This window comes from Gemmatimonas groenlandica, assembly GCF_013004105.1.
GTDB classification, from domain to species: domain Bacteria; phylum Gemmatimonadota; class Gemmatimonadetes; order Gemmatimonadales; family Gemmatimonadaceae; genus Gemmatimonas; species Gemmatimonas groenlandica.
In genome coordinates this window covers 892,023-912,607 of the sequence record NZ_CP053085.1, presented here as the reverse complement: position 1 = coordinate 912,607, position 20,585 = coordinate 892,023, and the positions used below count along the sequence as shown (strand labels likewise).

Below are 20,585 nucleotides of genomic sequence, written 5' to 3'. Positions count from 1 at the left end.
TAGCTACTGTTGCCGGGAGACTCTGGCGACGTAAGTTACTAGACGGTGAGTGCGACAACGGTTCTAACTCCTTTCGTCCCAATTCGTTGACGGACGTTGGTGACCGCGCTCATCAAAGCAAACCTATTCGGGAGGGATATGCGTACCCTGCACAAGTTCATCATCGGTGCCACGCTCAGCGTTGCACTTCCGGCGTCCGCGTTCGCGCAGCGTCAAGGTGCCATCGAACTCGGCGCCTTCGGCCGTGTCACCAAGTTTGCCGACACGCTGAAGCTTGACACCGGTCTCGGCCTCGGTGGCCGCGCCGGTATCTACGCGTTCAAGAACTGGCTCCTTGAAATGGAGCTCAGCTACGCCGATGTCGACGTCAACCTGCCGCGCACCGGCGACACGTCGCGCGACACCCTCAACAAGGTGTCCCACGCGTTGTGGGCCTACCGTCTGACGTACAACCATCCGCTCTCCGATCGCCTCAAGCTGCTGGCCGGAGCGGGCTATGCGTATGACTCGTATGGCCGCGTGCGCATCGTGGCACCGCGTGGTGGTGGCCCGCAGGGCCTGCTCGGCTTGCGCTACGTCATCAATGATCGCCTCTCGGCGCGCTTTGAAGGCACCGGCACGTACGTGCTGCCGGCCGACGACGACGCCAAGCCGGTGGCTCGTGCCGCCGCGTTCAACCTCGGCGCTCAGGCTGGCCTGAGCCTGTCATTCTTCACTCGCGACCCCAAGCCGCGCATGCAGTATGACACCGTGCGCGTATCACAGCGCGACACGGTCTACGTGAATCGCATCGACACCGTTCGCATCGCCGGGCCGGCGGCCCGTCCGATCGTGATCGGCGCGATCAACTTCGCGTTCAACAAGAGCGATATCTCGAACGAAGCGAAGACGATCCTCGACGTCATTGCGGCGTCGCTGGTCGAGCCGACCAACTCTTCGCGCACGATCACCGTCACGGGTAACACCGACGCGATCGGCTCGGAGCGCTACAATGAAACGCTGGGTCAGGCCCGCGCCGATCAGGCGAAGGCCTACCTCGTGTCGAAGGGCGTGGCGGAATCGCGTGTCGTGGCGCGTACGCAGGGTGAGAAGGACCCGGTTGCTCCGAACACGACCGACAACGGCCGTGCGACGAACCGCCGCGTCTTGGTGATGCTGACCAACTAAGGCTCGTCCTTGGTTCTGCAGTACTGCGAACGCCGCGTCGATCTTCGGATCGACGCGGCGTTCGACTGTGATCCAGTTAGATTGTGCGACGCATGAACACTTCAGACACCCCTGCCCCAGTGCCCGCGCCGTCGAGCAAGCCCACGGCGAAGCCGGAGGCGAAGCCTGCGACGCTCTCGCACCGGCTGGAGTACATCGGGACGCGCATCGCGGTGTTCGGGCTCCGGCTTCTCGGCTGGCGCGGTGCGAGTTGGGTGGGGGGCCTGATCGGACGCTTTGTGTATAGCCCCGTGGGCATCCGGGCCGGCGTCGTGGAGCGGCAGATTGCTGCCGCCTTTCCCGACTTTTCCCGTGAGCGCGTGCTCGAGGTGTCGCGCCGATCGTACGATAGCCTCGGCCGAACGTCCATCGAAACGGCGGTGCTCCCGGGGACCTCGTCGCAGCACGTGCTCGACCGGGTGGAACGCGTCAAAGGCTGGGAGCTGGTCGAGGCGGCGATGGCCAAAGGCAAGGGTCTGCTCATCGTGACCGGCCATTTGGGGAACTGGGAGTTCGGCGGCGCGTACTTCGCGGCGCGCGGTATTCCCATCGATGTCGTGGCCCGTGGCATGGCCAACCCGATCTTCGATGCCTATCTCACACGCACGCGGCGAGAGATCGGCATGGAAGTGATTCACGACAAGGATGCCGTGCGGCGTACGCCGCGATCGCTGCGGGAGAACCGCGCCATCGCTTTTGTGAGCGACCACGACGCCCTGGGGCTCGCCAGCACCTTCGTGCCCTTCTTCGGCCGCCCGGCCAAGACGCCGCGCGGCCCCGCCGTGTTCTCATTGCGCTTCGATGTCCCCACGGTGTTCGTGGGTGTCGTTCGTCAGCCCAGCGGGCGCTATGCGATCCTCATCGAGCCGGTGGAGGTCGAACGCACTGGGGATCGCGAGGTTGATATCGACGCGATCGTGCTGCGCTACACGCAGATCCTCGAGCGCCTCGTCCGCGAGTACCCTGAGCAATACTTCTGGCAGCATCGGCGTTGGCGTCGCCAGCCGCCCGATACGCCGCCGCATCTGGGCGAGCCGTAATCCGTGAGCCCTTTCAAGAAGTCGAAACGCCCCAAGACCGCGAAGCGCGTCACCGGCTGGCGTGCCATCGTGAAGCGGCTGGCGATGATCGCGCTCATTCTCATGGTGTTGCCGATCCCGTTCATTCTGCTGTTCGCGATGGTACAGCCCCCCATCACATCGGTAATGCTGCAGCGCGTGGTCGCGCGGACCGCCAACGGCGAGCGGCCGATCTGGCCGGCGCATACCACGGTGTCGCGCCGCGAGTTGTCGCCGTATCTCCGCCGCGCGGTGCTGGCATCCGAAGACGATCGTTTCTATCTCCACTTCGGCATCGACACGGTGGAGATCAACAACGCGCTCGAACGCCGGCGCCGCGGCGGGAAGCTGCGTGGGGCATCCACGCTCACGCAGCAGGTGGCCAAGAATCTGTTCCTCTGGAACGGACGTTCCTTCGTGCGGAAGGGCATCGAAGCGTACATCGCGTTACTCCTCGAACTGATCCTGTCGAAGGAGCGGATTCTCGATCTGTATCTCAATTTGGCCGAATGGGGGCCAAACGCATTCGGCGCCGAGGCAGCCGCTCAGCTGCACTTTCGCAAAAGTGCAGCCGATCTGACGCGGGAGGAGGCTGCACGGCTGGCAGCCATTCTCCCGGCCCCGCGGCGGTGGTCGCCGAAGGGCTCGATCGCGACCCGACGCGCGGCGACGATTCTGATGCGGATGCAGTACGCCGCGCCGAAGACCGAACCGCCCGCACCGTCGAGAAAAGCACGCAAGGCTTAGCCGCAAGGCGTAGTCGCCAGCCGTTCCCCGGCGTTAGGTGCCGATCACCAGACCGCCGTCCACGGTGAGCACGGCGCCATTGATGTACGCGGCGAACTCGGACGCGAGAAAACAGTAGGCGTTCGCCACGTCCTCGGGTGAGCCGAGGCGACCGGCTGGTGTGTGCGCCTGCATGGCCTCGAGCGCCGACGCCGGCATTCGGGCGGTCATCTCAGTGGCAATGAACCCCGGCGCGATCGCGTTCACGGTGATGTTTCGCTTACCGAGTTCCCGCGCCCACACCTGCGTCATGCCGATGACGCCGGCCTTCGTGGCCACGTAGTTGGTCTGACCGAAGTTGCCATTGAGCGCCACCACCGACGATGCGTTCACGATACGTCCGCCGCCGCGTTTCAGCAGCTCGGGGACCACGGCCTGCGTGCACGTGTATACCCCTTTGAGATTCACGGCGATGACGGTATCGAACTCGTCGTCCGTCATGCCTCCCGTCACGGCACCGTCCTTGATCTTCACCAACTGCGCGTCTCGCGTGACGCCGGCGTTGTTGATGAGAATGTCGATGCCGCCGAAGCGTGCCACGGTTGCGGTTACTGCTGCCTCGACGCTGTCGCGCTGTGTCACGTCGGCCTCGACGAACACGACCTCCAATCCTTCACTGGCAAGCTCGGCTGCAACGGAGTTACCGAGCGCGGCAACGCGATCCCAAATCGCGACGCGGGCGCCACTTTGCGCGAGACGACGCGCCGTGGCGCGTCCAATGCCGTTTGCGCCGCCGGTCACTACCGCGACGCGCTGTGTCAGATCGATATGCATGCGCGCCAAACTATCGTGCGGCCTCAGCCGTGCAAGGGGAAATATGTCTGTATCTTTCGTACATGAAGCAAACTGATCTCCTGTGGAAGGTGGCTCTGCTCGCGACCGGCTTTCTCAGCGCGTGCCGCAGCGAATCACTGACGCCCTCGGCCCCGACCTCTCGACCGGGGATGCGCAACATTCCTGAATTGCCGTCGATGCCGGTGTCGATTGTCGATGCGCCGATCAGCTACGCACTCGAGCCCGCACTCGTGGCACTCGAGCAAGCGGTGCCGACACGCTTCGGCGATCTCGAGAAGCGCGTGCAGATTCCGAGCAACAAGCGGCAGGCGGTAGCCTTCGCCGCCAAGCGCACGCCATTCGCGGTCAAGTTCGACGGCCAGAAGCTCACGTTGACGACCACCGTCTCCTACACTGGCCGCGGATGGTACAAGCCGGTGATCGGTCCGACGCTCAGCGCGTCGTGTGGAACGGATGACGCGCCACCGCGGCTCAATGTCGTGCTGTCCACCGACATCGGGCTCAATCCGGCGTGGGTGTTGGAGTCGCATTCGCGCGTGGCATCGCTACGTGCGGCGTCGAGCGATGTGCGTGACGCCTGCTTGGTCACGTTCCTCAAGATCGATGTCACCGATCAAGTGATTCGCGCCGTCCGACCGCTGCTGGCGTCGAAGCTGCCTGCCCTCGACCGCAAGATCGCTGCATTCGACGTGCGTAAGCGCGTCGAGAAGTGGTACGGCATGCTGCAACGTCCCATTCGTGTGCGCGACAGCCTCTGGCTCGAACTGTCGCCGGAGCAGCTCCGACTGGGCGAGTTCTCGCTGCAGGACAGCGCGCTGGTGGCGACGATTCGCCTCTACGCCCATCCGCGCCTGGTGGCCGGCCCGCAGCCGATCGACCCCAAGTCGCCGTTGCCGCCGCTCTCGCCTGCACTCAAAGAGGTCGGCGACAGCGCCCGCATTCGCATCGAGGGCTTGCTCCCCTACGACGTGGCGTCGTCGACGCTGTCGCGTGAGTTGATCGGCCGGAAGTTTCGACGGTTCGGCCGCTCGGTCCGCCTCGACTCGATCGCCGTCTCCCCGCTCGACGACGGCCGGGTCGTGCTCGCGGTGCGCGTGAGCGGTGACATCGACGGCACGGCGTATCTGGTCGGCACCCCGCAACTCGATCAGGCCACACGTGCCCTGATCGTTCCCGATCTGGATTTCGACGTCTCCACCAGCAATGCGCTCGTGCAGGGCCTCGCGTGGCTCCGCAAGGGCGACATGGTCGCTCAGTTGCGCAAGCAGGCCCGCTTCCCCCTCGACACCATTCTCGAGGAAACGCGGACCAAGGTGGAAGGCGCGTTGAACCGGGATCTCACCAGCGGAGTCGAGCTGTCGGGAACGGTGCGAACTGGCAAACTGCTGGACGTCCTGGTTCATCCCCGCTGGCTCGTCGTGCGGGCAGAAGCCGCCGGTACACTGGCGCTCGCAGTCGACCGTCCCATCAAGGTCAAGAAGAAGATCGGCGCGGCGCGCTGAGTGTCGCACGCCACGACTGCACCCTTGGTTCGTTGCGAAATCGCCGTTACACTGCGCTCGCGGCCCGTCATGGCGCCGCCTGTGCCCAATCATCACGCCTCCGTGCCGACTCGCGCCATATTCATGTTCTCCCGTCAATCGTTCTCGCTCGTTCTGAGCGCAGTCGTCGCCGTTGGCACTTCGCTCGCGCCGGTCGCAGCGACGGCGCAAACGACGGCAAAGCCCGCCGCAAAGCCTTCCGCAACGTCGTCGACCAAGCCGAAACCCAAAGCACAGGGCGCGCTCGGTCCGCAGTCCGGCGATCGTCACCTCGCCTTCAAGGGCAACGGCAGTGACGCCGACTCCCTATGGCCCGTGAAGACGCCTGCCCCGCTTCCGGGATCCATCCTTCCCGCCAAGCGCGTGCTCGCGTACTACGGCAACCCGCTGTCCAAGCGCATGGGCATTCTCGGCGAGTTCGAAACCAACGAGATGCTCGCCAAGCTCGAGGCGGATGCGGCCGAATGGACGCGCCTCGATCCGGCGCATCCGGTGCAGCCCGCGTTGCACCTCATTGCCATGGTGGCCAATCCCGACCCGGGCCCCAGCGGCAAGTATCGCACGCGCATGGACAGCGCGCTGATCGAGAAGGTCTATGGCTGGGCGAAGTCGAAAAACGCGCTGCTCTTTGTCGACCTGCAGGTCGGTCAGAGCACGCTGCAGCAGGAACTGCCGTGGATCGAGAAGTTCCTGATGCGCCCCGACGTGCACCTTGGCATCGATCCTGAGTTCTCGATGAAGGCGAGTGGCGCGGTGCCGGGTCGTCGCATCGGCACCTACGACGCCGCAGACGTGAACTACGCCATTCGCTTTCTCGCGAACCTCGTGGACAAGTACAAGTTGCCGCCCAAGATCCTCGTGGTGCATCGCTTCACACCGAAGGGCGTGACCAACGCGCGGAATATCAAGCTCGACCCCAAGGTGCAGGTCGTGATGCACATGGACGGATTCGGTGCGCCGTGGCTGAAGCGCGACACCTATTATCGCGACATCAAGCGCGAGCCGGTTCAGTTCACCGGCTGGAAACAGTTTACGAAGGCGAAGAACGACAAACCGCCCACGACGCGCGAAGCGATCTTGCGCCTGTGGCCTGTGCCGCTGTACATCCAAGTGCAGTAGCACCTCCCGCGGCCGCCGCATCGCAGTCGGGGAGGTCGATCGCCTCCCCGACTGTCCTCGTCACTCCGCATGCAACGTCGCGAACTCCTGAAGGCCGCCGCCGCAGCGGCCGCCCTCACGCTGATGCCCCGCGAGGCCCGCGCCGCCTGGACGAAGGCGCTCGCCGATGCTGCACCAACGGCCTTGCCCTCTGCCGCTCAGCCAGCGCTGCTCACCGCCTCGCAGCGTACCACGCTCGCCGCCCTCGCCGACGCGATCATTCCCCGCACCGATACGCCAAGTGCGACCGATGTGGGCGTATTGGCGTGGATCGACGTCATTGCGATGGACTACTACACCGACACCGACCGTCGCGCCTTGACGACGGGGCTCGATGCCATCGATGCGCAGGCCCGCGCGATTGCTGGTCAGCCATTCGCCGCGATCTCCGGCGACACGCTCACCCTCGTGATGAACGCGCTCGACACGCCGTACGATCGCAACGCGCCCGCCGCACGCGGCTATTCGCGCGTGAAGGGGCTGGTGATTCACGGCTACTTCACGAGCGAGCGTGTGCAGCGTGATGTGCTGAAGACCGAAATCATGCCGGGTCGCTTCGACGGTGCCGCGGACATGCCCGCCCGCAATGGAGGACGCGATGAGTGAGGAGCTCTTGATCGACGCGCAACCACAGCGTCGCGTGTTTGACGCCATCGTCGTCGGCTCCGGCATCAGCGGCGGATGGGCGGCCAAGGAACTCACGGAGCGCGGCTTGGCCACCCTCGTGCTGGAAGCCGGGGGCCCGGTGGATTTCGGCGGCAAGGACTTCGTGGAGCACATTCAGCCATACGAGATGAAGTACCGCGGCTGGGGCGATCGCAACGCCCTGGAGAAGGAGCAGCCGGTGCAACGGCAGTGCTACGCGTGCGACGAAACCGGACGCAAGTTCTTCGTGAACGACCACGACAATCCGTATGTCTCGCCCGACGACGCGCCGTTCAAGTGGTTCCGTGGACGTCAGGTTGGCGGACGCTCGATCATGTGGGGCCGTCAGGTCTATCGCTGGAGCGATCTCGACTTCGAGGCGAATGCGAAGGACGGTCACGGCACCGACTGGCCGATTCGCTACAAGGACATCGCGCCCTGGTATTCTCACGTAGAGCGCTTCATTGGCGTGACGGGCGCGAAGGAAGGATTGGCCCATCTGCCTGATGGCGAGTTCCTGCCGCCGATGCAGATGACGGTGGTGGAACAGGTCGCGCGCGAACGCATCATGAAGGCGTTCAACGGCGAGCGCGTCATGACCATCGGTCGCGCGGCGATTCTTACGCAGAATCACAACGGACGCGCTGCGTGTCACTACTGTGGACCGTGCGAGCGCGGCTGCGTGACGCACTCGTATTTCAACAGCATCGGCAGCACGCTGCCCGCCGCCCAGAAGACGGGGCGTCTCACGCTGCGCCCGCACAGCGTCGTGGCCGAAGTGCTGTACGACGCCAAGCGCGGCCGCGCACGTGGCGTACGCGTCATTAATGCCGCCACGAAGCAGGAGACCGTGTACGAGGCAAAGGTGGTGTTCCTCTGTGCCTCGACCATCGAATCGGTGCGACTGTTGCTGAACTCCACCAGCACGCGCTGGCCCGACGGTCTGGCCAACTCCAGCGGCACGCTCGGACGTTACGTGATGGATCATCACTACGGCTCCGGTGCCGGCGGCACGATGCCCGGCTTTCTCGACAAGCGCACCATCGGCCGTCGACCGAACGGCATATACGTGGCGCGCTTCCGCAACGTGAGCACGAAGAGCCCGGATTTCCTGCGCGGCTATGGCATGCAGGGCGGATCGAGTCGCTCCGGTTGGGGACGCGGCAGCGGCATGGCCGGCTACGGCGCGGCATTCAAGCAGTCGCTGATCGATGATCTCGGACCATGGGGCATCAACATCGGCGGTTGGGGCGAAACGCTGCCGCACGCCGACAACCGCATCACGCTCGATGGGACTACGAAGGACAAGTGGGGCATTCCCGCCGCCCGCATTGACGTGCGCTGGCGTGACAACGAAATCGCCATGAACAAGGACGTGTCGGCCAGCGCGGTCGAGATTCTCGAAGCGGCGGGCGCGATCAACGTGCGTCCCAATCGCACGATGCATCCACCCGGCCACTGCATTCACGAGATGGGCGGCGCACGCATGTCGACGACGGCGAAGGACGGCGTGCTGAATGGCTGGAATCAGGCGTGGGATGTGCCCAACTTGTTCATCACCGATGGCGCCGCGATGTCGAGCAGCGCGTGTCAAAATCCATCGATCACGTACATGGCGCTGACCGCGCGTGCCGTGGCGCACGCCGTCGGTGAACTGAAGCGGAGAAACCTGTGATGTCGAAGCCTTCCGAACCGGCCAGCGACTCGCTCAGCGTGTCCCGCCGTGGGGCGCTCCTCGCCCTTGGCGCCGCGGCCGTCTCCGTCTCCGCATCGCCGCTCGGCGCCGCAACGACCGACATCGCCGCGGGGCGCATCGACGCCGATAGCGTTCGGGCCGGACGCCTCAATCAGTCCGTGGCGCGCTGGTGCTTCGCACGAACACCCATCAACGATCTGTGCGCCTCGGCAAAAGGCATGGGGCTGATGGGTGTCGATCTCCTCGGCGATACCGAGTGGGAAGTGCCGAAGCAGTACGGCTTGCAGTGCACGATGGGCAACAGCTTTGGCGCGATTCCGGTGGGCTTCAACCGGCTGAATCAGCACGACAAGCTGCTGGCCGACGGTGAGGCCATGATCCCGAAAGCCGCCGCGGCAGGCGTTCAGAAGATCGTGGTGTTCAGCGGCAACCGCGGCGGAATGTCGGACGGCGAAGGCATCGCGAACTGCATCACCGGTCTCAAGCGGTTGATGCCCGTCGCTGAGCGGCACGGCGTCGTGCTGTGTATGGAGATGTTGAACAGCAAGGTCGATCACAGGGACTATCACGCCGATCACACGGCGTGGGCCGTCGAAGTGGCGAAGGGCGTGAACTCACCGAGCTTTCGCCTGCTCTACGACATCTACCACATGCAGGTGATGGAAGGAGACGTGATCGCCACGATCAAGGCGAACCTCCCGTGGATCGGACATTTCCACACGGCAGGGGTGCCGGGTCGAAACGAGATCGATGGAGGGCAGGAACTCAACTATCGCGGCATCGCGGAGTTCATTGCGGGATCGGGATACCGCGGGGTATTCGCGCATGAGTTTTTGCCGAAGAGGGAGGGGATGAAGTCGTTGAGGGAGGCAGTGGAGGTGTGCACGGTTTAGGGGGCTGTCGGCTTTACGGGCTTTGGGCTGTTGGCTTGGGGTGGTGGGTGGTGTGTGGTGGGTAGTGGGTGACAGCGGCGTGACACCGGGAGACGATTACACCGCATTGAGGCGCTTCAGCAGGTTGATGAGCATGCGCCTCACTCGTCCGATTCGAGAGAGGAGTTCTTCGGCGACGGGAATCGGGAGCGCGTGGGTATCACGCGCGAGCATGAGGTGATTCGCGGACTCGGTCGCCGAGCCAAGCGCAATCGCGAGGAAGCGGACGAACTGCGGGTCGGTGAGTTGCCCCGACCCTTCCGCGATATTCGCGGGGATGGAGTCGGCGGCACGACGAAGCTGGTTGATCAGCTCCGCACGCCCTCGTGCAGACTGTTTCGCCGCGAGATCGACCGCGACGGCAAAGGCGTGCGCCTCGTGCCACACGCGCAGATTCTGAAAGTCTTGCATGCGGTCGAGTGTAGGCGCGATTTCAGAACCCGCGTCATCCAAGCGACGCACGCGTGGTCTTGGCGGCGCCACCCGCTGGCACCCACTACCCAAAACGCATTACCCACCACCCCAAGCCAACAGCCCACAGCCCGTTACGCACCGAGCCCGCCTCCACCTACGGATAAACCAGTTGACAATTTCCCACCCTCTCCCCATACTACTGCACAACCAGTACTGACTTCCCCGCAGCCGCCATCGACATGACCGACGTCCATTTCCCACCGCGCGAGCTCGCCGTCATGAGTGTCCTCTGGCGACTCGGCTCCGCGACCGTGGCTGATGTCCGCGACGCCATGGAGGAGGACCTCGCCTATACCTCCGTCCTCTCGGCCCTCCAGACCCTCGAGGATAAGGGCTACGTGCGTCACGAGCCCGAGGGTCGGGCCTACCGCTACTTCCCGGCGGTCGCCGCCGAACGGGCCGGGCGCAGTGCACTGACCCGCATCAAGGACGCGATCTTTCAAGGGTCGGCCGAGCGCATGTTCACCCAGCTCGTGTCGGATAAGCAGCTTGGCCGCGAAGAGCTCGAGCGCATGCGGGCCCTGCTTGATGAGCGACTCGGGGACGACGCATGACGCCCTCGCTGATCATCGGCTGGATGACACAGGCGATCGTGGTCAGTGCCCTCCTCGCCGCCGCCGCGCTGGTGTTGCAGCGGCTGGCCGGTCGCGCGTTGCCGGCGCGCGTGATCTGGGCAGGCGCGCTGTTCTCGTCGCTGGTGCTGGTGCTCGTCGCGCCACTCCGGCCCGCGCCGCAGTCGACGCTCGCCACCATCACGCTCGACGTCGCCGGTACGGCGACCACCGGCGCGAGGGCCTCGCGACCTATGGACGTGCGCGCCGCCGTCGCCGCAGTGACTGGTCGCGTGAGTCGCGCGCTCTCAGCACCGGTGTCCTGGACCACGACCGCCGTCGGCGGCGCCATCGATCGCGCACCGGTCGCCGCACAGCAGGCCATCACGCTTGCCTGGCCGCTCTCCTCCGCGCTCGTGCTCTGCGCGTTCGGCGTGAGCTATCGTCGTCATCGCGACGAACTCCAGCGCGCCGCACGTCATGAGATCGACGGCGTGATCGTGAGCGTGACCGAGGCGCTCGGGCCCGCCGTGATCGGTGTGCGCTCCCCGCGTATCGCGGTCCCCGTTTGGCTGCTCGATCGGTCCGACCTCGAGCAACGGCTGGTGATCGCGCACGAACAGTCTCACATCGCCGCCGGTGATCCACTGCTCCTGCTGGCCTCCTGTGGTGCCATTGCCCTGATGCCGTGGAATCCCATCGCCTGGTTCGTCCTTGCGCGCCTTCGGCTCGCCATCGAGCTCGATTGCGATCGCCGCGTGATCGGCACCGGCGCCTCACCGCGACAGTACGGCCAACTGCTGATCGAACTCTCTTCGCACGTCCCGCAGTTCATGCACGGCAGCATCGCCCGCACCCCGCTGGCGCTCACCAGCCCCGCCTTTTCCTACCACGCATCACACCTCGAACGGAGACTGATCACCATGACCTCACGACCGTCGCAGTTCATTCGCTCCCGTCGACTCGGCAGCGGTTTGTTGGCCACCGTCGCACTGCTGGCCGCGTGTGAATCACAGCTGCCTACGGCGGCCGAAATGCAGGCGATGGACGTGAAGGGCGTCGAGTCGCGAGTCGCCCAAGTGACGAAGATCAATACGGCGACCGCCGTGTACACCGTCAACGGGCGGACTGTCAGTCGAGCCGAAGCGAATGCGCTGTCGGCCGACAGCATCGCCACCGTAAACGTGCAGGGCGGACAGCAGCAAAAGATTGCCATCACCACAACGGAGGGATTGCAGGGCATGCGCGTGAGTGCCGCCGATGCTTCGGACAGCACGGTGCGTGTTACCGGGTTCAAGACCAAAGGCGCGGCGCCGGCCGTGATCAACCTCGCCGGGTCGCCGCGACGTCAATTCACCGGGATCCTCGTGCTCGACGGACAGCGGGTCGAGTCGTCGATACTGAGCACGCTCAACCCCGACGCCATCGAGTCGATCGAGGTGATGAAGGGAGATGCCGCAAAGGCGATCTATGGCGACGCCGGGGTCAATGGTGTCATCAAGGTGACGACCAAGAAGAAATAGCTTGCGGTTTTCGCACGACGAGCCGATACTGAAAAACATGACCGCGTCCCGCACGGCAGTTTCGCGACTTATTTGCCTTATTCCCGCCGACGTAACGATTCTCGTTACGTCGGTACTAGTCGTACGCACGCGGGAGAAAGGCCTCGTCGTCGCCGCCATGTGACGCAACCGCCGCCCCTCCCGAGTTCTCACGGGATGGGCGACCTGGTCACACTGCCAAGGCCCCTCCCACGGAGGGGCCTTCGTCGTATCAGGAGCACCCGATGTTCATGCGATTCGATCGTCAGCCGCAGTCCCGCTCAAACGCCCCGCATCAGCCCTCACAGGATGCAACCGGCACGCCGTTCACGCGCCCCGGCTCGTCGAACACCGGCCGTACGGTCGGCCATGAAGCCAACGATTTCCGCGAGCAGGCCGACGGTGCGCCGTAAGGGTGCCGCCAGCCGGCACCGTTTGCATTCGGCGGGCTAGGACAGCAACCGGCGGGCAAGCGCCGTCCGCTGAATGACAGTGATGGTGAGCAGGACAATCCAGACCACCAGGACGTATCGACTGACCGATGGGGCGAGCGCGATCACCACGTACACCGCGGTGGTCTCGCCGCCCTCGGCCAGTGCGCGCGTGAACTGAATCGATCGATTTCCACCGAGCGTCCGGTCTGCGCGTTCGGCGAGCGATGAAAGCGCCAGCGTGCTGGTAATGGCCAGTACGTATCCAACGAGCACCACCATCCACAGTACGACATCGGCCGGCATGGCGATGGCGAAGGCCGTGGCCATCGCGGAATACGCGAGCATGTCGAGTGTAATGTCGAGATAGCCCCCATACAGCGAGGTGCTGGCCGCAAGCCGCGCGAGCATACCGTCGAAGCCGTCCAGTAGTCGGCTCACGAGCCAGAGCGCGATGCCGATCAGCGGCAACTGCACCGCGACCAGCGCCGCCGCTGTGAGACCAAGCACCGCCGCGACAATGGTGACCTGATTGGCCGAGATGCCCGCCCGATGCAGGGCGACCGCCGGCGCACTCCAGCGACGCGCCAGCCATTGCCGAAACGGTTCGTCGATCATGCGATGAAGCTTACCCGCTACGAGGCGCGTAGGTCAGAGCGCGCCTCGTTCGCCAAAGAGGTAGCGTGCCGAGAACTGGAACTGACGCGGCGGCGCGGCGGAGAACAGGTACACCGGATCGCCCGGCCGTCCGAACTGGGTGCGGCTCCCACCGCCGCCGATGCCGTTCGCATACCCGCCCCAGGCGAGCGTGTTGAGCAGATTGAACACGTCGGCTCGGAGCTCGACGCCGCGAATGGCCTTGAGGCGCGGACGATATGCGGCGCTGGCGCCGATCGTCACAAAGCCCGGCAACCGTTCGGCGTTGCGCGCCACGCCGAAGAAGCGATCGGCGTTGCCGATGAAGCCGTTTCCGCGAATCGGCCCCGAGCCCAAGAGGTCGTAGCGCGCGACGCCGTTGCCACTCACCGCGCCAGCCAGGCGGTTCAGCGGCACTCCCGTTTGCGCGTCGCCGATCATGCTCAGCGTGAAGCCACGCGGCGACTCGTACACTGTTCGCACGGTCACACGATGACGGCGGTCGTTGTTGGCATCAGCCCACTCATCACTGGTGCACGCGGCGCCAGTGACGGCATCGACGCGATCCGTGTCGAAACAGTTGCCCTGCGTGGCGGAGAAGTTGATGTCCTCGGTGCTGTTCTGCGCGCGTGACCAGACCCAGTTGGCGTCGAGTTGCCAGTGCTCGGTGAGGGCGCGACGTGCGGCGACGTACACGGCTACGTAGCGTGCCGATCCACCACTTTGCGCAGTGGACACGCGGCGATAGCCCGACGTCGCCGGGTTGTCCGGCCGCGACGCATCACCGGGGCACGAGAACGCACTCGCGCAGGTGCGCGGTACGGAATCGGCAGCGGTGAGTCGACGCGCCAACGGATTAAGATCAGCCGTCCACGGCAGGTTCTGCGTCTCGCTCCACACCAAATCCGCACTCACGGCCCACGCGCGGCCGAACTGACGCTGGTAGCCCAACGTAGTCTGCCAGCTCATCGGCTGTTCGAGACCGAGGGCGAAGGTGCGGAAGATTTCGCGCGGCACCGACTGCACGTTCGCGTTGGGAATATTCGCGGGCAGAGGGCCGGCGCCGAACGCAGGCGCACTCGCGCCACTGAACGTCAGCACGGCGTTGCCGGTCTCACCGAGCTGTATCGCATCGGAATAGATCGCGTACGGCAGCTTCCCGGCGTAGCGGCCGACGCCGCCGCGAATGACATCGGACCCAGTCCGCGACCAGTTGAACGACACACGCGGCTGCACGTTGTCGAGATCCGGATCACTCTCGCCGCGCGACGTGAGGTCGTCGTAGTCCCAGCGAAGGCCGCCAACCACCGTGAGTGAAGGCGTGGGGCGCCACGTGTCTTCCACGAATGCACTGTAGAGCGCCTGCGACAGATTCACCTGCTGTGGGCGCGCGTCGATCGTGTACGACTGCACGCGCGCATTGGCCGGAATATCGGAGATCGAGAGCGGACGCCCCGCCTTCGGCGAAATGTTGCCGTCATTGAACACTACGTACGAACCGTTGGGATTTGTGCTGGCGGCGGCGAGGCGAAACGCCCCCGCTATGACATCGCCACCAAGGCGCAGCGTGTGACGTTCGCCGAGCTCCGTTTCAAAAACGTCGCGTAGCTGCCACTGCCGCTCCGTTTCGTCGAATACAAAGTTGCTGGATCCGACAATCGCCTGCGTCGAGAGATCGGGCGCGAGCACGGTGACCTGCGGTCGCGAGAAGTCGCTGCGTGCCGGCGGGAAATACCACCGAAAGGTGCCGAATTGCACGCTCGCGGTGTTCGACGCACGGCCGTCGCGCAGCGCGCTGCGGTGAATGAGCGCCGACAACGAGCCGATGCGTCGCGTGGTGATATCCGCTTCCGGCGTGAGTACGCCGCTACCGTCACCAGCACGATCAACCGCGCTCGCCGCGAGACGCAGGGTGGTCGTTTGTGTCGGCGACCAGCCGTGATCGAGCCGGCCGTATCCCTTCCACGTCTGCCGTGTTTCCGTACCGAGGAATTGGGCCTGCGCGGTAGACCCGATGCGATCTTCCTGCTCGCGCGTATACTCGGCGGCGGTGGCGAAGAACGTTCTCGTCGGGTTGATCGCACCGCGCAACGATCCGCCAGCCTGGACGCGCTGAAAGCCCTCCTGCTTGCGGGCCAGCGCGTTCGGCTCGGCACCGAACGTGACCGGTACGCGAGCATCGAGCGGACGGCCCGGCCGCTGATACAGGAACAGATCACCGGCCAGCGTCGCACGACCGGCTGCCGATGCGATGTCCACGATGCCGTCGGGGCTGCGTCCGATCTGCGTCGAGTACGTGTTGACCAGCGCGTCGATGCGCGCGATGGCGCCGAGTGGCACCTCCACCCGCGGACCGCCGAGGAAGCCTTCGTTGTTGTCGAGGCCATCGAGCAGGTTCTGCGAGTAGAGCGAGTTGCCGCCGTTGAAGGACAGGCGCGGCGCATCGCCGAAGAAACCCGTCGCCTGCGTGATGCCGGGAATGTTGTAGAGCAGCGCGATGGGGTCGCGCGCGTCGGTGGGCAGTGACGTCAGTTCGCGCGCCTCAATCGACCCCCCAGTGACGGCATTGGCCGTATTCAAGAGGGGCCGCACCCGCGGAGCCACCACCGACACGGCATCCAGTGTCGCGAGCGACGAGAGCACCACCGATACCGACTTCACGCTGCCGGCGACAAGTGGTCCTACCGAGACGCGCGTCGGCGAGTAGCCGCGGGCGATCACCGTCAGTTCAACCGGTGATCCACCGACCACCACGAGGCGGAACCGGCCCTCGGCGTCGGTGACGGCGCGTACGCCCTGCCCTGTCGCCTCCGCACCGGCGACCGGCGCACCCGGCTGGCTGCGCACCGTCCCCTCAATCGTCGCGGTGGACGCCTGTCCCCACGCCGTGCGGGGGGCGATCATGACTGCGGCGAAGTACAGCACGGGCACCAACCACGGTCGCATCCGGGCGACCACTGACAATCCGTTCATCACAACTCCCTTAGGTGGCGTTCAGGTCTGACCTGATACGACTGGCGTACTAAGTCAGATTCCTCCTCCTGCGTTCCTGTTTCCTGCTCTCCGACCAACGCGAATGGCCGTCAGTCCGATCGATATCGCCACGTTTGTGGCCTTGCTCCTCCTGCTGGCCGGCGCCGGATGGCGCCGGTCCGCGTCGGCTGCGTCCTTCACCGTGGCCTCCCGGGATCTGGCACTTTTTCCGCTGGTCGCCACCCTGGTGATGACCGAGTTCAACACCAGTACCCTGCTCGCCTTCGCAGCGGCTGGCTACGGGGCCGGCCCGATGGCGCTGGCCCTGCCCGCGGTGTTTCTCGTCGGACTGCTGTTCTATACCGTCACGGTGGCGCGAGCGTGGAAGCGGTTCGACCGCCTTTCGGTCGCCGAGCTGTTCTCCGTGCGCTACTCGAAGGGCGTCGGACGCACCGCGTCGCTGCTGCTGTTGCTTGCGATGACTGGTTTCACCGCCACCTACGTCAAGTCGCTCACACTGCTTTTTACGCCACTCGCTCCAACGTGGTTGCCCATTCCGGCGTTGTCGGCGTTGCTTTCTTTGGTCGTATTGCTGGCGGTGCTCCCGGGCGGACTCGTTTCGATTGTCCGGGCGGATGTCGTGGCGTTCGTGGCCACGATCGTCCTGCTGCCCTTGTTGCTGGTGCTGGGTATGAAGCAGAGCGCCCTCACGGGCGGCCTCGCGTCCGTGTTTCCCGCGAGCCAATTGTCACTGAACCCAGGCGCGCAATGGAACAGTGAAGCGCTACCGATGCGGTTCGTCTCCACGCTGACGGTCATCACCTGCTTCACCTACATCGCGGCGCCGTGGTACGGGCAGAAAATCTTCGCGGCACGCAGTACGTCGGTGGCATTTCGCGCGGTCGGCATTAGCGCCGTCCTGGTGTTCCTGCTGTACGGGGCCGTGGTACTGGCGGCGGCGCATCTGCGCGCCTCGCAACCGCTACTGGCCGACGCCCAACTCGCCGTGCCGACGATGGTGCTCGTGTGGTTGCCGGCGGGGCTGCGCGGCTTCGCGTACGCGGTGCTGTTTGGCGCGGCGCTCACCACGCTGGCCGGTGTATGGAGTGCCATGGCTACCATGATCGCCGCCGACTTCGGCGGCCCACAGCTCGCCACGGTGTCGTCGCAGCGGGTACTGCTGATTGGCTTCGCCATCAGCAGCTGGCTCGGCGCGACCTTTCTCGTCGACCAGATTCTCGATCGACTCATCCTGGCCAACATTCCGGTGGCCGCGCTGTCGTTTGCGCTCCTCGCTGGCTTTCATTGGAAGCGGGCCACGACCGCTGGCGCGTGGGCCAGCATGATCGTCGGCGTCGTGTGGGGCGTGGGCTGTTATCTCGTGGTCGGTGAAGCGGGCGGCTACACCTGGCCGTGGGCCATGTACGGCATCCCCCTGATTTTTGCGACGGGTATCATTACGTCGCTGTTGACGTCCACCGGTGCAGAGCCATGAGTGATGTGCGAGCCGCCCCGCGAGCCGGGGCATGGATTCGGCTGGCGATCTTCGGTGTCATCCTCGTTGCGTTGTGGTCTCTGGCGCGCGTGCTTGGCTTCGATTCCTACATCAGTCCGGAGCGGATCGGCACGACGATTCGCGATGCCCGTGCTGTGCCCTTCGCTGCCGCGATCTTCGTCGCGGCCTACGTCGTGGTCACCACCATCGGACTTCCCGCCTTACCGCTCACCCTCGCCGGCGGCGCCATCTTCGGCGTGGCGGCTGGAATCGCACTCACCTGGCTTGGAGCGACGCTCGGTGCCACCGGCGCCTTCCTGCTGGCCCGCGCTTTGGGCGGCGATGCGCTGCGGCGACTTCTTGGCGCTCGCGCCGGTACGCTCGATCGCATTCTCGGCGACGGGGCGTTTCTGACGATGCTGCGCTTGCGACTGATTCCCGTCGTCCCGTTCAACGCCCTCAACTTCGGCGCTGGCCTCGCCGGCGTGCGCCTCACGCACTACGTCGCCGCGACGGCCATCGGCATTCTTCCCGGAACGAGCGTGTATACCTATTTCGCCGATTCACTCCTCGCCGGCACCGACGGCGCGCGTCAGACGGCCTTCATTCGCGTCGCCATCGCCGGCGTGTTGCTGCTCGCGTTGTCGTATGCGCCGGCGCTGGCGAAGCGCGCCGGTTGGATCAGCGTGTTGTTGCTGTCACTCGCCGCCGCCACCGTGCCGCGCGTGCTATCGGCGCAGCCAGTCAGCGCGCCGGCATCCGTCGTCGATCATCGCGCGTGGAACGCCATGCTTGCCGATTACGTCACGAATGGCCTGGTGGACTACAACGCCTTTCAACGCGACGCGCGGTTCACGGCCTACCTCGCGCAGCTTAGTCGGGTACCGGTGGCAAGTCTCCCGCGAGACGAACAACTCGCGTACTGGATCAACGTCTACAACGCGTACACGATTCAGTTGCTAAACAGCCGGAAGGAGCGCACCTCGATCCGCGACATCAACAAGGTATTGGGCGTCACGCTCAAGAGCCCGTGGGCCGAGCCGATCGTGAAGGCCGACCGACGCACGCTCACACTCGACGACGTGGAGCACGAGATCATCCGCAAGCAGTTCAAGGATCCGCGCATTCACGTGGCGCTGGTGTGCGCGGCCATGGGCTGTCCGCCACTGCGCAGCGAAGCGTACGACGCGGCGCGTCTCGACGCGCAGCTCGACGATCAAGCGCGCCGGTTTCTCGCGCAGACCGCCAAGAACCACGTGGACCTGAAGAGCAGCACCGTTTACGGGTCGCCGATCTTCACGTGGTACCGCGAGGATTTTGGCGGAACGCTGCAGGGGGTCGGCGCCTTCTGGGCGAAGTATCTCCCCGCGGGTCCGGAACAGGATCTGGTGCGCGGCGGAAAGTTCACGTGGGTGGATACGGACTACGATTGGCGCATCAATCTGCGGCGTTGAGCGTTCACCGCCGCCCCAGCGTGTCTCCCAGCACGCTCCGGTTGCCTTGATACGGCGCGTACCCGGCGCCCCAGTCCACGCCGACAACCTCCAACCACATGCGCTCACCGTCCACGTGCACGACGGTGAAGTGATAGGGATTGTCCCCCGCCTTGCTACCCGGCCGCACCAGGTGCGTCACGCGCGCGGAATCCACACCGGAGGATCGCATATACGCGTTGAGGTCTGGTTCACCCTGATACGTGTATAGCGGGGCGCCACCACCGCCGCTCACGATTTGATCGATGCGACGCGGCACTCCGGCGACGTCACGATACCGCTCGACGAAGTGCTCGAAAAAGTGCTCGTGTCCGGTGAACAGCAATTGCACATTGTGCTTGCGAAACAGCGGCATGTAGTTCGCGCGCACCGCCATCGTCGGACGCTCGATCGTCGACCCACCATGCGGTCCGGATGAGTAGGCCGGGTGGTGAAAGAATGCGACCACGTGCGTATAGCGCTTGCGATTCAGTCCTTCGAGCTGAGCGCGCACCCACGCCAGCTGTGTCGAATCCTCGGCAATGTTGGAGTCGAAGGCGATCACGAACGTATTGCCGTAGCCGAAGGCGTAGGTCGGATACCCGGTGAGGCGTCGTGTCGCGCCGTCGGGTGGAATGAGCTGACCCATGGCCCGCAGATAGTTCTGCAGCCCAACCAGCCGGCCCGGCGCGCTCAGCTCGGCCGCCGATGTCACGTCGTGATTGCCGGGCGCCAGGTAGTAGGGCACGCCACCGGCCGTGGTGAGTCGATTGATCAGACCGATGAAGCTGACGTTCCATTGCTTCGGATCGCGGCCGTTCACGACCGCGTCACCGCTCTGCAGCACGAAGCGAACGGGCTCGGGACCGGACTCCATGCTCTTGATGGTTCGCAGCATCGACTCGACCACCAGCCCGTGTTCGTACTGCTCATTCACGCCGTCGCGCCGCCCTCGCGTATCGCCGTACGCGATGAACGAGAATCGGGTCACGTTTGCACTCGCCGCCTCGGCCGGAAGCGGACTTCTCGGCTTCTGGATAGCCATCACCGTGTCCGCGGCACCCGCCGCTTGCGTGACCTGCGCCGACAAAGCTGACGCCGCCATGGATAGGGATATGGCGCCGGCCGCCGCACCCCGGTAGAGAAGTCCGCGTAGCATTGGCACGTGGGAACCTGAGAGAGCGAGAGAGAGGTG

At 65.0% G+C, this 20,585-nt stretch carries 18 protein-coding genes; 13 read left to right on the top strand and 5 right to left on the bottom strand.

What is annotated here, in order from left to right:
• Positions 1 to 138 precede the first annotated feature (138 nt).
• From HKW67_RS03790 to mtgA, 3 genes are all read left to right on the top strand, one after another.
• Positions 139 to 1,167, top strand: coding sequence for an OmpA family protein (locus tag HKW67_RS03790; protein WP_171224123.1), 1,029 nt, complete (start codon positions 139 to 141; stop codon positions 1,165 to 1,167).
• A 119-nt stretch (positions 1,168 to 1,286) separates the two neighbouring features.
• Positions 1,287 to 2,246, top strand: a complete 960-nt coding sequence (locus HKW67_RS03785; protein WP_171224122.1) for a lysophospholipid acyltransferase family protein — start codon at positions 1,287 to 1,289, stop codon at positions 2,244 to 2,246.
• Positions 2,247 to 2,249: 3 nt separating this feature from the next.
• Positions 2,250 to 3,011 carry a monofunctional biosynthetic peptidoglycan transglycosylase gene (mtgA, locus tag HKW67_RS03780; RefSeq protein ID WP_171224121.1) on the top strand — a complete coding sequence of 254 codons (762 nt, stop codon included), beginning with the start codon at positions 2,250 to 2,252 and terminating at the stop codon, positions 3,009 to 3,011.
• A gap of 33 nt (positions 3,012 to 3,044) precedes the next feature.
• Here the strand turns inward: mtgA and fabG are convergent, their stop codons facing one another.
• Positions 3,045 to 3,824, bottom strand: coding sequence for a 3-oxoacyl-ACP reductase FabG (gene fabG, locus HKW67_RS03775; protein WP_171224120.1), 780 nt, complete (start codon positions 3,822 to 3,824; stop codon positions 3,045 to 3,047).
• 62 nt (positions 3,825 to 3,886) lie between these two features.
• Between fabG and HKW67_RS03770 the strand changes: the two genes are divergently transcribed.
• The 5 genes from HKW67_RS03770 (at position 3,887) to HKW67_RS03750 (ending at position 9,778) form a co-directional block, all read left to right on the top strand.
• A complete protein-coding gene (locus HKW67_RS03770; protein WP_171224119.1) occupies positions 3,887 to 5,347 on the top strand; it encodes a DUF4403 family protein in 1,461 nt (486 codons plus the stop codon).
• Positions 5,348 to 5,416: 69 nt separating this feature from the next.
• Positions 5,417 to 6,505, top strand: coding sequence for a hypothetical protein (locus HKW67_RS03765; RefSeq protein ID WP_206044593.1), 1,089 nt, complete (start codon positions 5,417 to 5,419; stop codon positions 6,503 to 6,505).
• A 69-nt stretch (positions 6,506 to 6,574) separates the two neighbouring features.
• Positions 6,575 to 7,150 carry a gluconate 2-dehydrogenase subunit 3 family protein gene (locus tag HKW67_RS03760; RefSeq protein ID WP_171224118.1) on the top strand — a complete coding sequence of 192 codons (576 nt, stop codon included), beginning with the start codon at positions 6,575 to 6,577 and terminating at the stop codon, positions 7,148 to 7,150.
• A complete protein-coding gene (locus HKW67_RS03755) occupies positions 7,143 to 8,864 on the top strand; it encodes a GMC oxidoreductase (protein WP_171224117.1) in 1,722 nt (573 codons plus the stop codon). Before HKW67_RS03760 ends, HKW67_RS03755 begins: the two co-directional genes overlap by 8 nt.
• Positions 8,864 to 9,778, top strand: a complete 915-nt coding sequence (locus HKW67_RS03750; protein WP_171224116.1) for a hydroxypyruvate isomerase family protein — start codon at positions 8,864 to 8,866, stop codon at positions 9,776 to 9,778. Before HKW67_RS03755 ends, HKW67_RS03750 begins: the two co-directional genes overlap by 1 nt.
• A gap of 96 nt (positions 9,779 to 9,874) precedes the next feature.
• Here the strand turns inward: HKW67_RS03750 and HKW67_RS03745 are convergent, their stop codons facing one another.
• Positions 9,875 to 10,228 (bottom strand): four helix bundle protein, encoded by a 354-nt coding sequence (locus HKW67_RS03745; RefSeq protein ID WP_171224115.1) that lies wholly within the window; start codon positions 10,226 to 10,228, stop codon positions 9,875 to 9,877.
• 242 nt (positions 10,229 to 10,470) lie between these two features.
• On the opposite strand from HKW67_RS03745, the gene HKW67_RS03740 reads away from it, so the two are divergent.
• The 3 genes from HKW67_RS03740 (at position 10,471) to HKW67_RS03730 (ending at position 12,796) form a co-directional block, all read left to right on the top strand.
• Positions 10,471 to 10,845, top strand: a complete 375-nt coding sequence (locus tag HKW67_RS03740) for a BlaI/MecI/CopY family transcriptional regulator (RefSeq protein ID WP_171224114.1) — start codon at positions 10,471 to 10,473, stop codon at positions 10,843 to 10,845.
• Positions 10,842 to 12,365: a M56 family metallopeptidase gene (locus HKW67_RS03735; protein WP_171224113.1), complete on the top strand. Its 1,524-nt coding sequence runs from the start codon at positions 10,842 to 10,844 to the stop codon at positions 12,363 to 12,365. Before HKW67_RS03740 ends, HKW67_RS03735 begins: the two co-directional genes overlap by 4 nt.
• Before the next feature lie 263 nt (positions 12,366 to 12,628).
• Complete coding sequence (locus HKW67_RS03730; protein WP_171224112.1) at positions 12,629 to 12,796, top strand: hypothetical protein; 168 nt, start codon at positions 12,629 to 12,631, stop codon at positions 12,794 to 12,796.
• A gap of 36 nt (positions 12,797 to 12,832) precedes the next feature.
• Here HKW67_RS03730 and HKW67_RS03725 read toward each other — a convergent pair whose 3' ends face one another.
• Together HKW67_RS03725 and HKW67_RS03720 are read right to left on the bottom strand one after the other, a co-directional pair.
• The gene (locus tag HKW67_RS03725; RefSeq protein ID WP_171224111.1) at positions 12,833 to 13,432 is read right to left on the bottom strand and encodes a CDP-alcohol phosphatidyltransferase family protein; all 600 of its coding nucleotides are present in this window, start codon (positions 13,430 to 13,432) and stop codon (positions 12,833 to 12,835) included.
• Between the two features lie 33 nt (positions 13,433 to 13,465).
• Positions 13,466 to 16,423 (bottom strand): TonB-dependent receptor, encoded by a 2,958-nt coding sequence (locus HKW67_RS03720; RefSeq protein WP_171224110.1) that lies wholly within the window; start codon positions 16,421 to 16,423, stop codon positions 13,466 to 13,468.
• 103 nt (positions 16,424 to 16,526) lie between these two features.
• On the opposite strand from HKW67_RS03720, the gene HKW67_RS03715 reads away from it, so the two are divergent.
• Both HKW67_RS03715 and HKW67_RS03710 read left to right on the top strand, forming a co-directional pair.
• Positions 16,527 to 17,918 carry a sodium:solute symporter family transporter gene (locus HKW67_RS03715; RefSeq protein WP_171224109.1) on the top strand — a complete coding sequence of 464 codons (1,392 nt, stop codon included), beginning with the start codon at positions 16,527 to 16,529 and terminating at the stop codon, positions 17,916 to 17,918.
• Positions 17,915 to 19,372: a DUF547 domain-containing protein gene (locus tag HKW67_RS03710; protein ID WP_171224108.1), complete on the top strand. Its 1,458-nt coding sequence runs from the start codon at positions 17,915 to 17,917 to the stop codon at positions 19,370 to 19,372. The genes HKW67_RS03715 and HKW67_RS03710 overlap by 4 nt, the downstream gene beginning before the upstream one ends.
• 4 nt (positions 19,373 to 19,376) lie before the next feature.
• Here the strand turns inward: HKW67_RS03710 and HKW67_RS03705 are convergent, their stop codons facing one another.
• Positions 19,377 to 20,495 carry a metallophosphoesterase family protein gene (locus HKW67_RS03705; protein ID WP_171224107.1) on the bottom strand — a complete coding sequence of 373 codons (1,119 nt, stop codon included), beginning with the start codon at positions 20,493 to 20,495 and terminating at the stop codon, positions 19,377 to 19,379.
• Between the last annotated feature and the right edge of the window lie 90 nt (positions 20,496 to 20,585).

What these genes read in the sequence shown, in the direction of transcription:
- HKW67_RS03790 (WP_171224123.1), top strand. Translation starts at nt 139, where the DNA reads ATGCGTACCCTGCACAAGTTCATCATCGGTGCCACGCTCAGCGTTGCA.
- fabG (WP_171224120.1), bottom strand. Translation starts at nt 3,824, where the DNA reads ATGCATATCGATCTGACACAGCGCGTCGCGGTAGTGACCGGCGGCGCA.
- HKW67_RS03770 (WP_171224119.1), top strand. Translation starts at nt 3,887, where the DNA reads ATGAAGCAAACTGATCTCCTGTGGAAGGTGGCTCTGCTCGCGACCGGC.
- HKW67_RS03765 (WP_206044593.1), top strand. Translation starts at nt 5,417, where the DNA reads ATGGCGCCGCCTGTGCCCAATCATCACGCCTCCGTGCCGACTCGCGCC.
- HKW67_RS03760 (WP_171224118.1), top strand. Translation starts at nt 6,575, where the DNA reads ATGCAACGTCGCGAACTCCTGAAGGCCGCCGCCGCAGCGGCCGCCCTC.
- HKW67_RS03755 (WP_171224117.1), top strand. Translation starts at nt 7,143, where the DNA reads ATGAGTGAGGAGCTCTTGATCGACGCGCAACCACAGCGTCGCGTGTTT.
- HKW67_RS03750 (WP_171224116.1), top strand. Translation starts at nt 8,864, where the DNA reads ATGTCGAAGCCTTCCGAACCGGCCAGCGACTCGCTCAGCGTGTCCCGC.
- HKW67_RS03745 (WP_171224115.1), bottom strand. Translation starts at nt 10,228, where the DNA reads ATGCAAGACTTTCAGAATCTGCGCGTGTGGCACGAGGCGCACGCCTTT.
- HKW67_RS03740 (WP_171224114.1), top strand. Translation starts at nt 10,471, where the DNA reads ATGACCGACGTCCATTTCCCACCGCGCGAGCTCGCCGTCATGAGTGTC.
- HKW67_RS03735 (WP_171224113.1), top strand. Translation starts at nt 10,842, where the DNA reads ATGACGCCCTCGCTGATCATCGGCTGGATGACACAGGCGATCGTGGTC.
- HKW67_RS03730 (WP_171224112.1), top strand. Translation starts at nt 12,629, where the DNA reads ATGTTCATGCGATTCGATCGTCAGCCGCAGTCCCGCTCAAACGCCCCG.
- HKW67_RS03725 (WP_171224111.1), bottom strand. Translation starts at nt 13,432, where the DNA reads ATGATCGACGAACCGTTTCGGCAATGGCTGGCGCGTCGCTGGAGTGCG.
- HKW67_RS03720 (WP_171224110.1), bottom strand. Translation starts at nt 16,423, where the DNA reads ATGAACGGATTGTCAGTGGTCGCCCGGATGCGACCGTGGTTGGTGCCC.
- HKW67_RS03715 (WP_171224109.1), top strand. Translation starts at nt 16,527, where the DNA reads ATGGCCGTCAGTCCGATCGATATCGCCACGTTTGTGGCCTTGCTCCTC.
- HKW67_RS03710 (WP_171224108.1), top strand. Translation starts at nt 17,915, where the DNA reads ATGAGTGATGTGCGAGCCGCCCCGCGAGCCGGGGCATGGATTCGGCTG.
- HKW67_RS03705 (WP_171224107.1), bottom strand. Translation starts at nt 20,495, where the DNA reads ATGGCGGCGTCAGCTTTGTCGGCGCAGGTCACGCAAGCGGCGGGTGCC.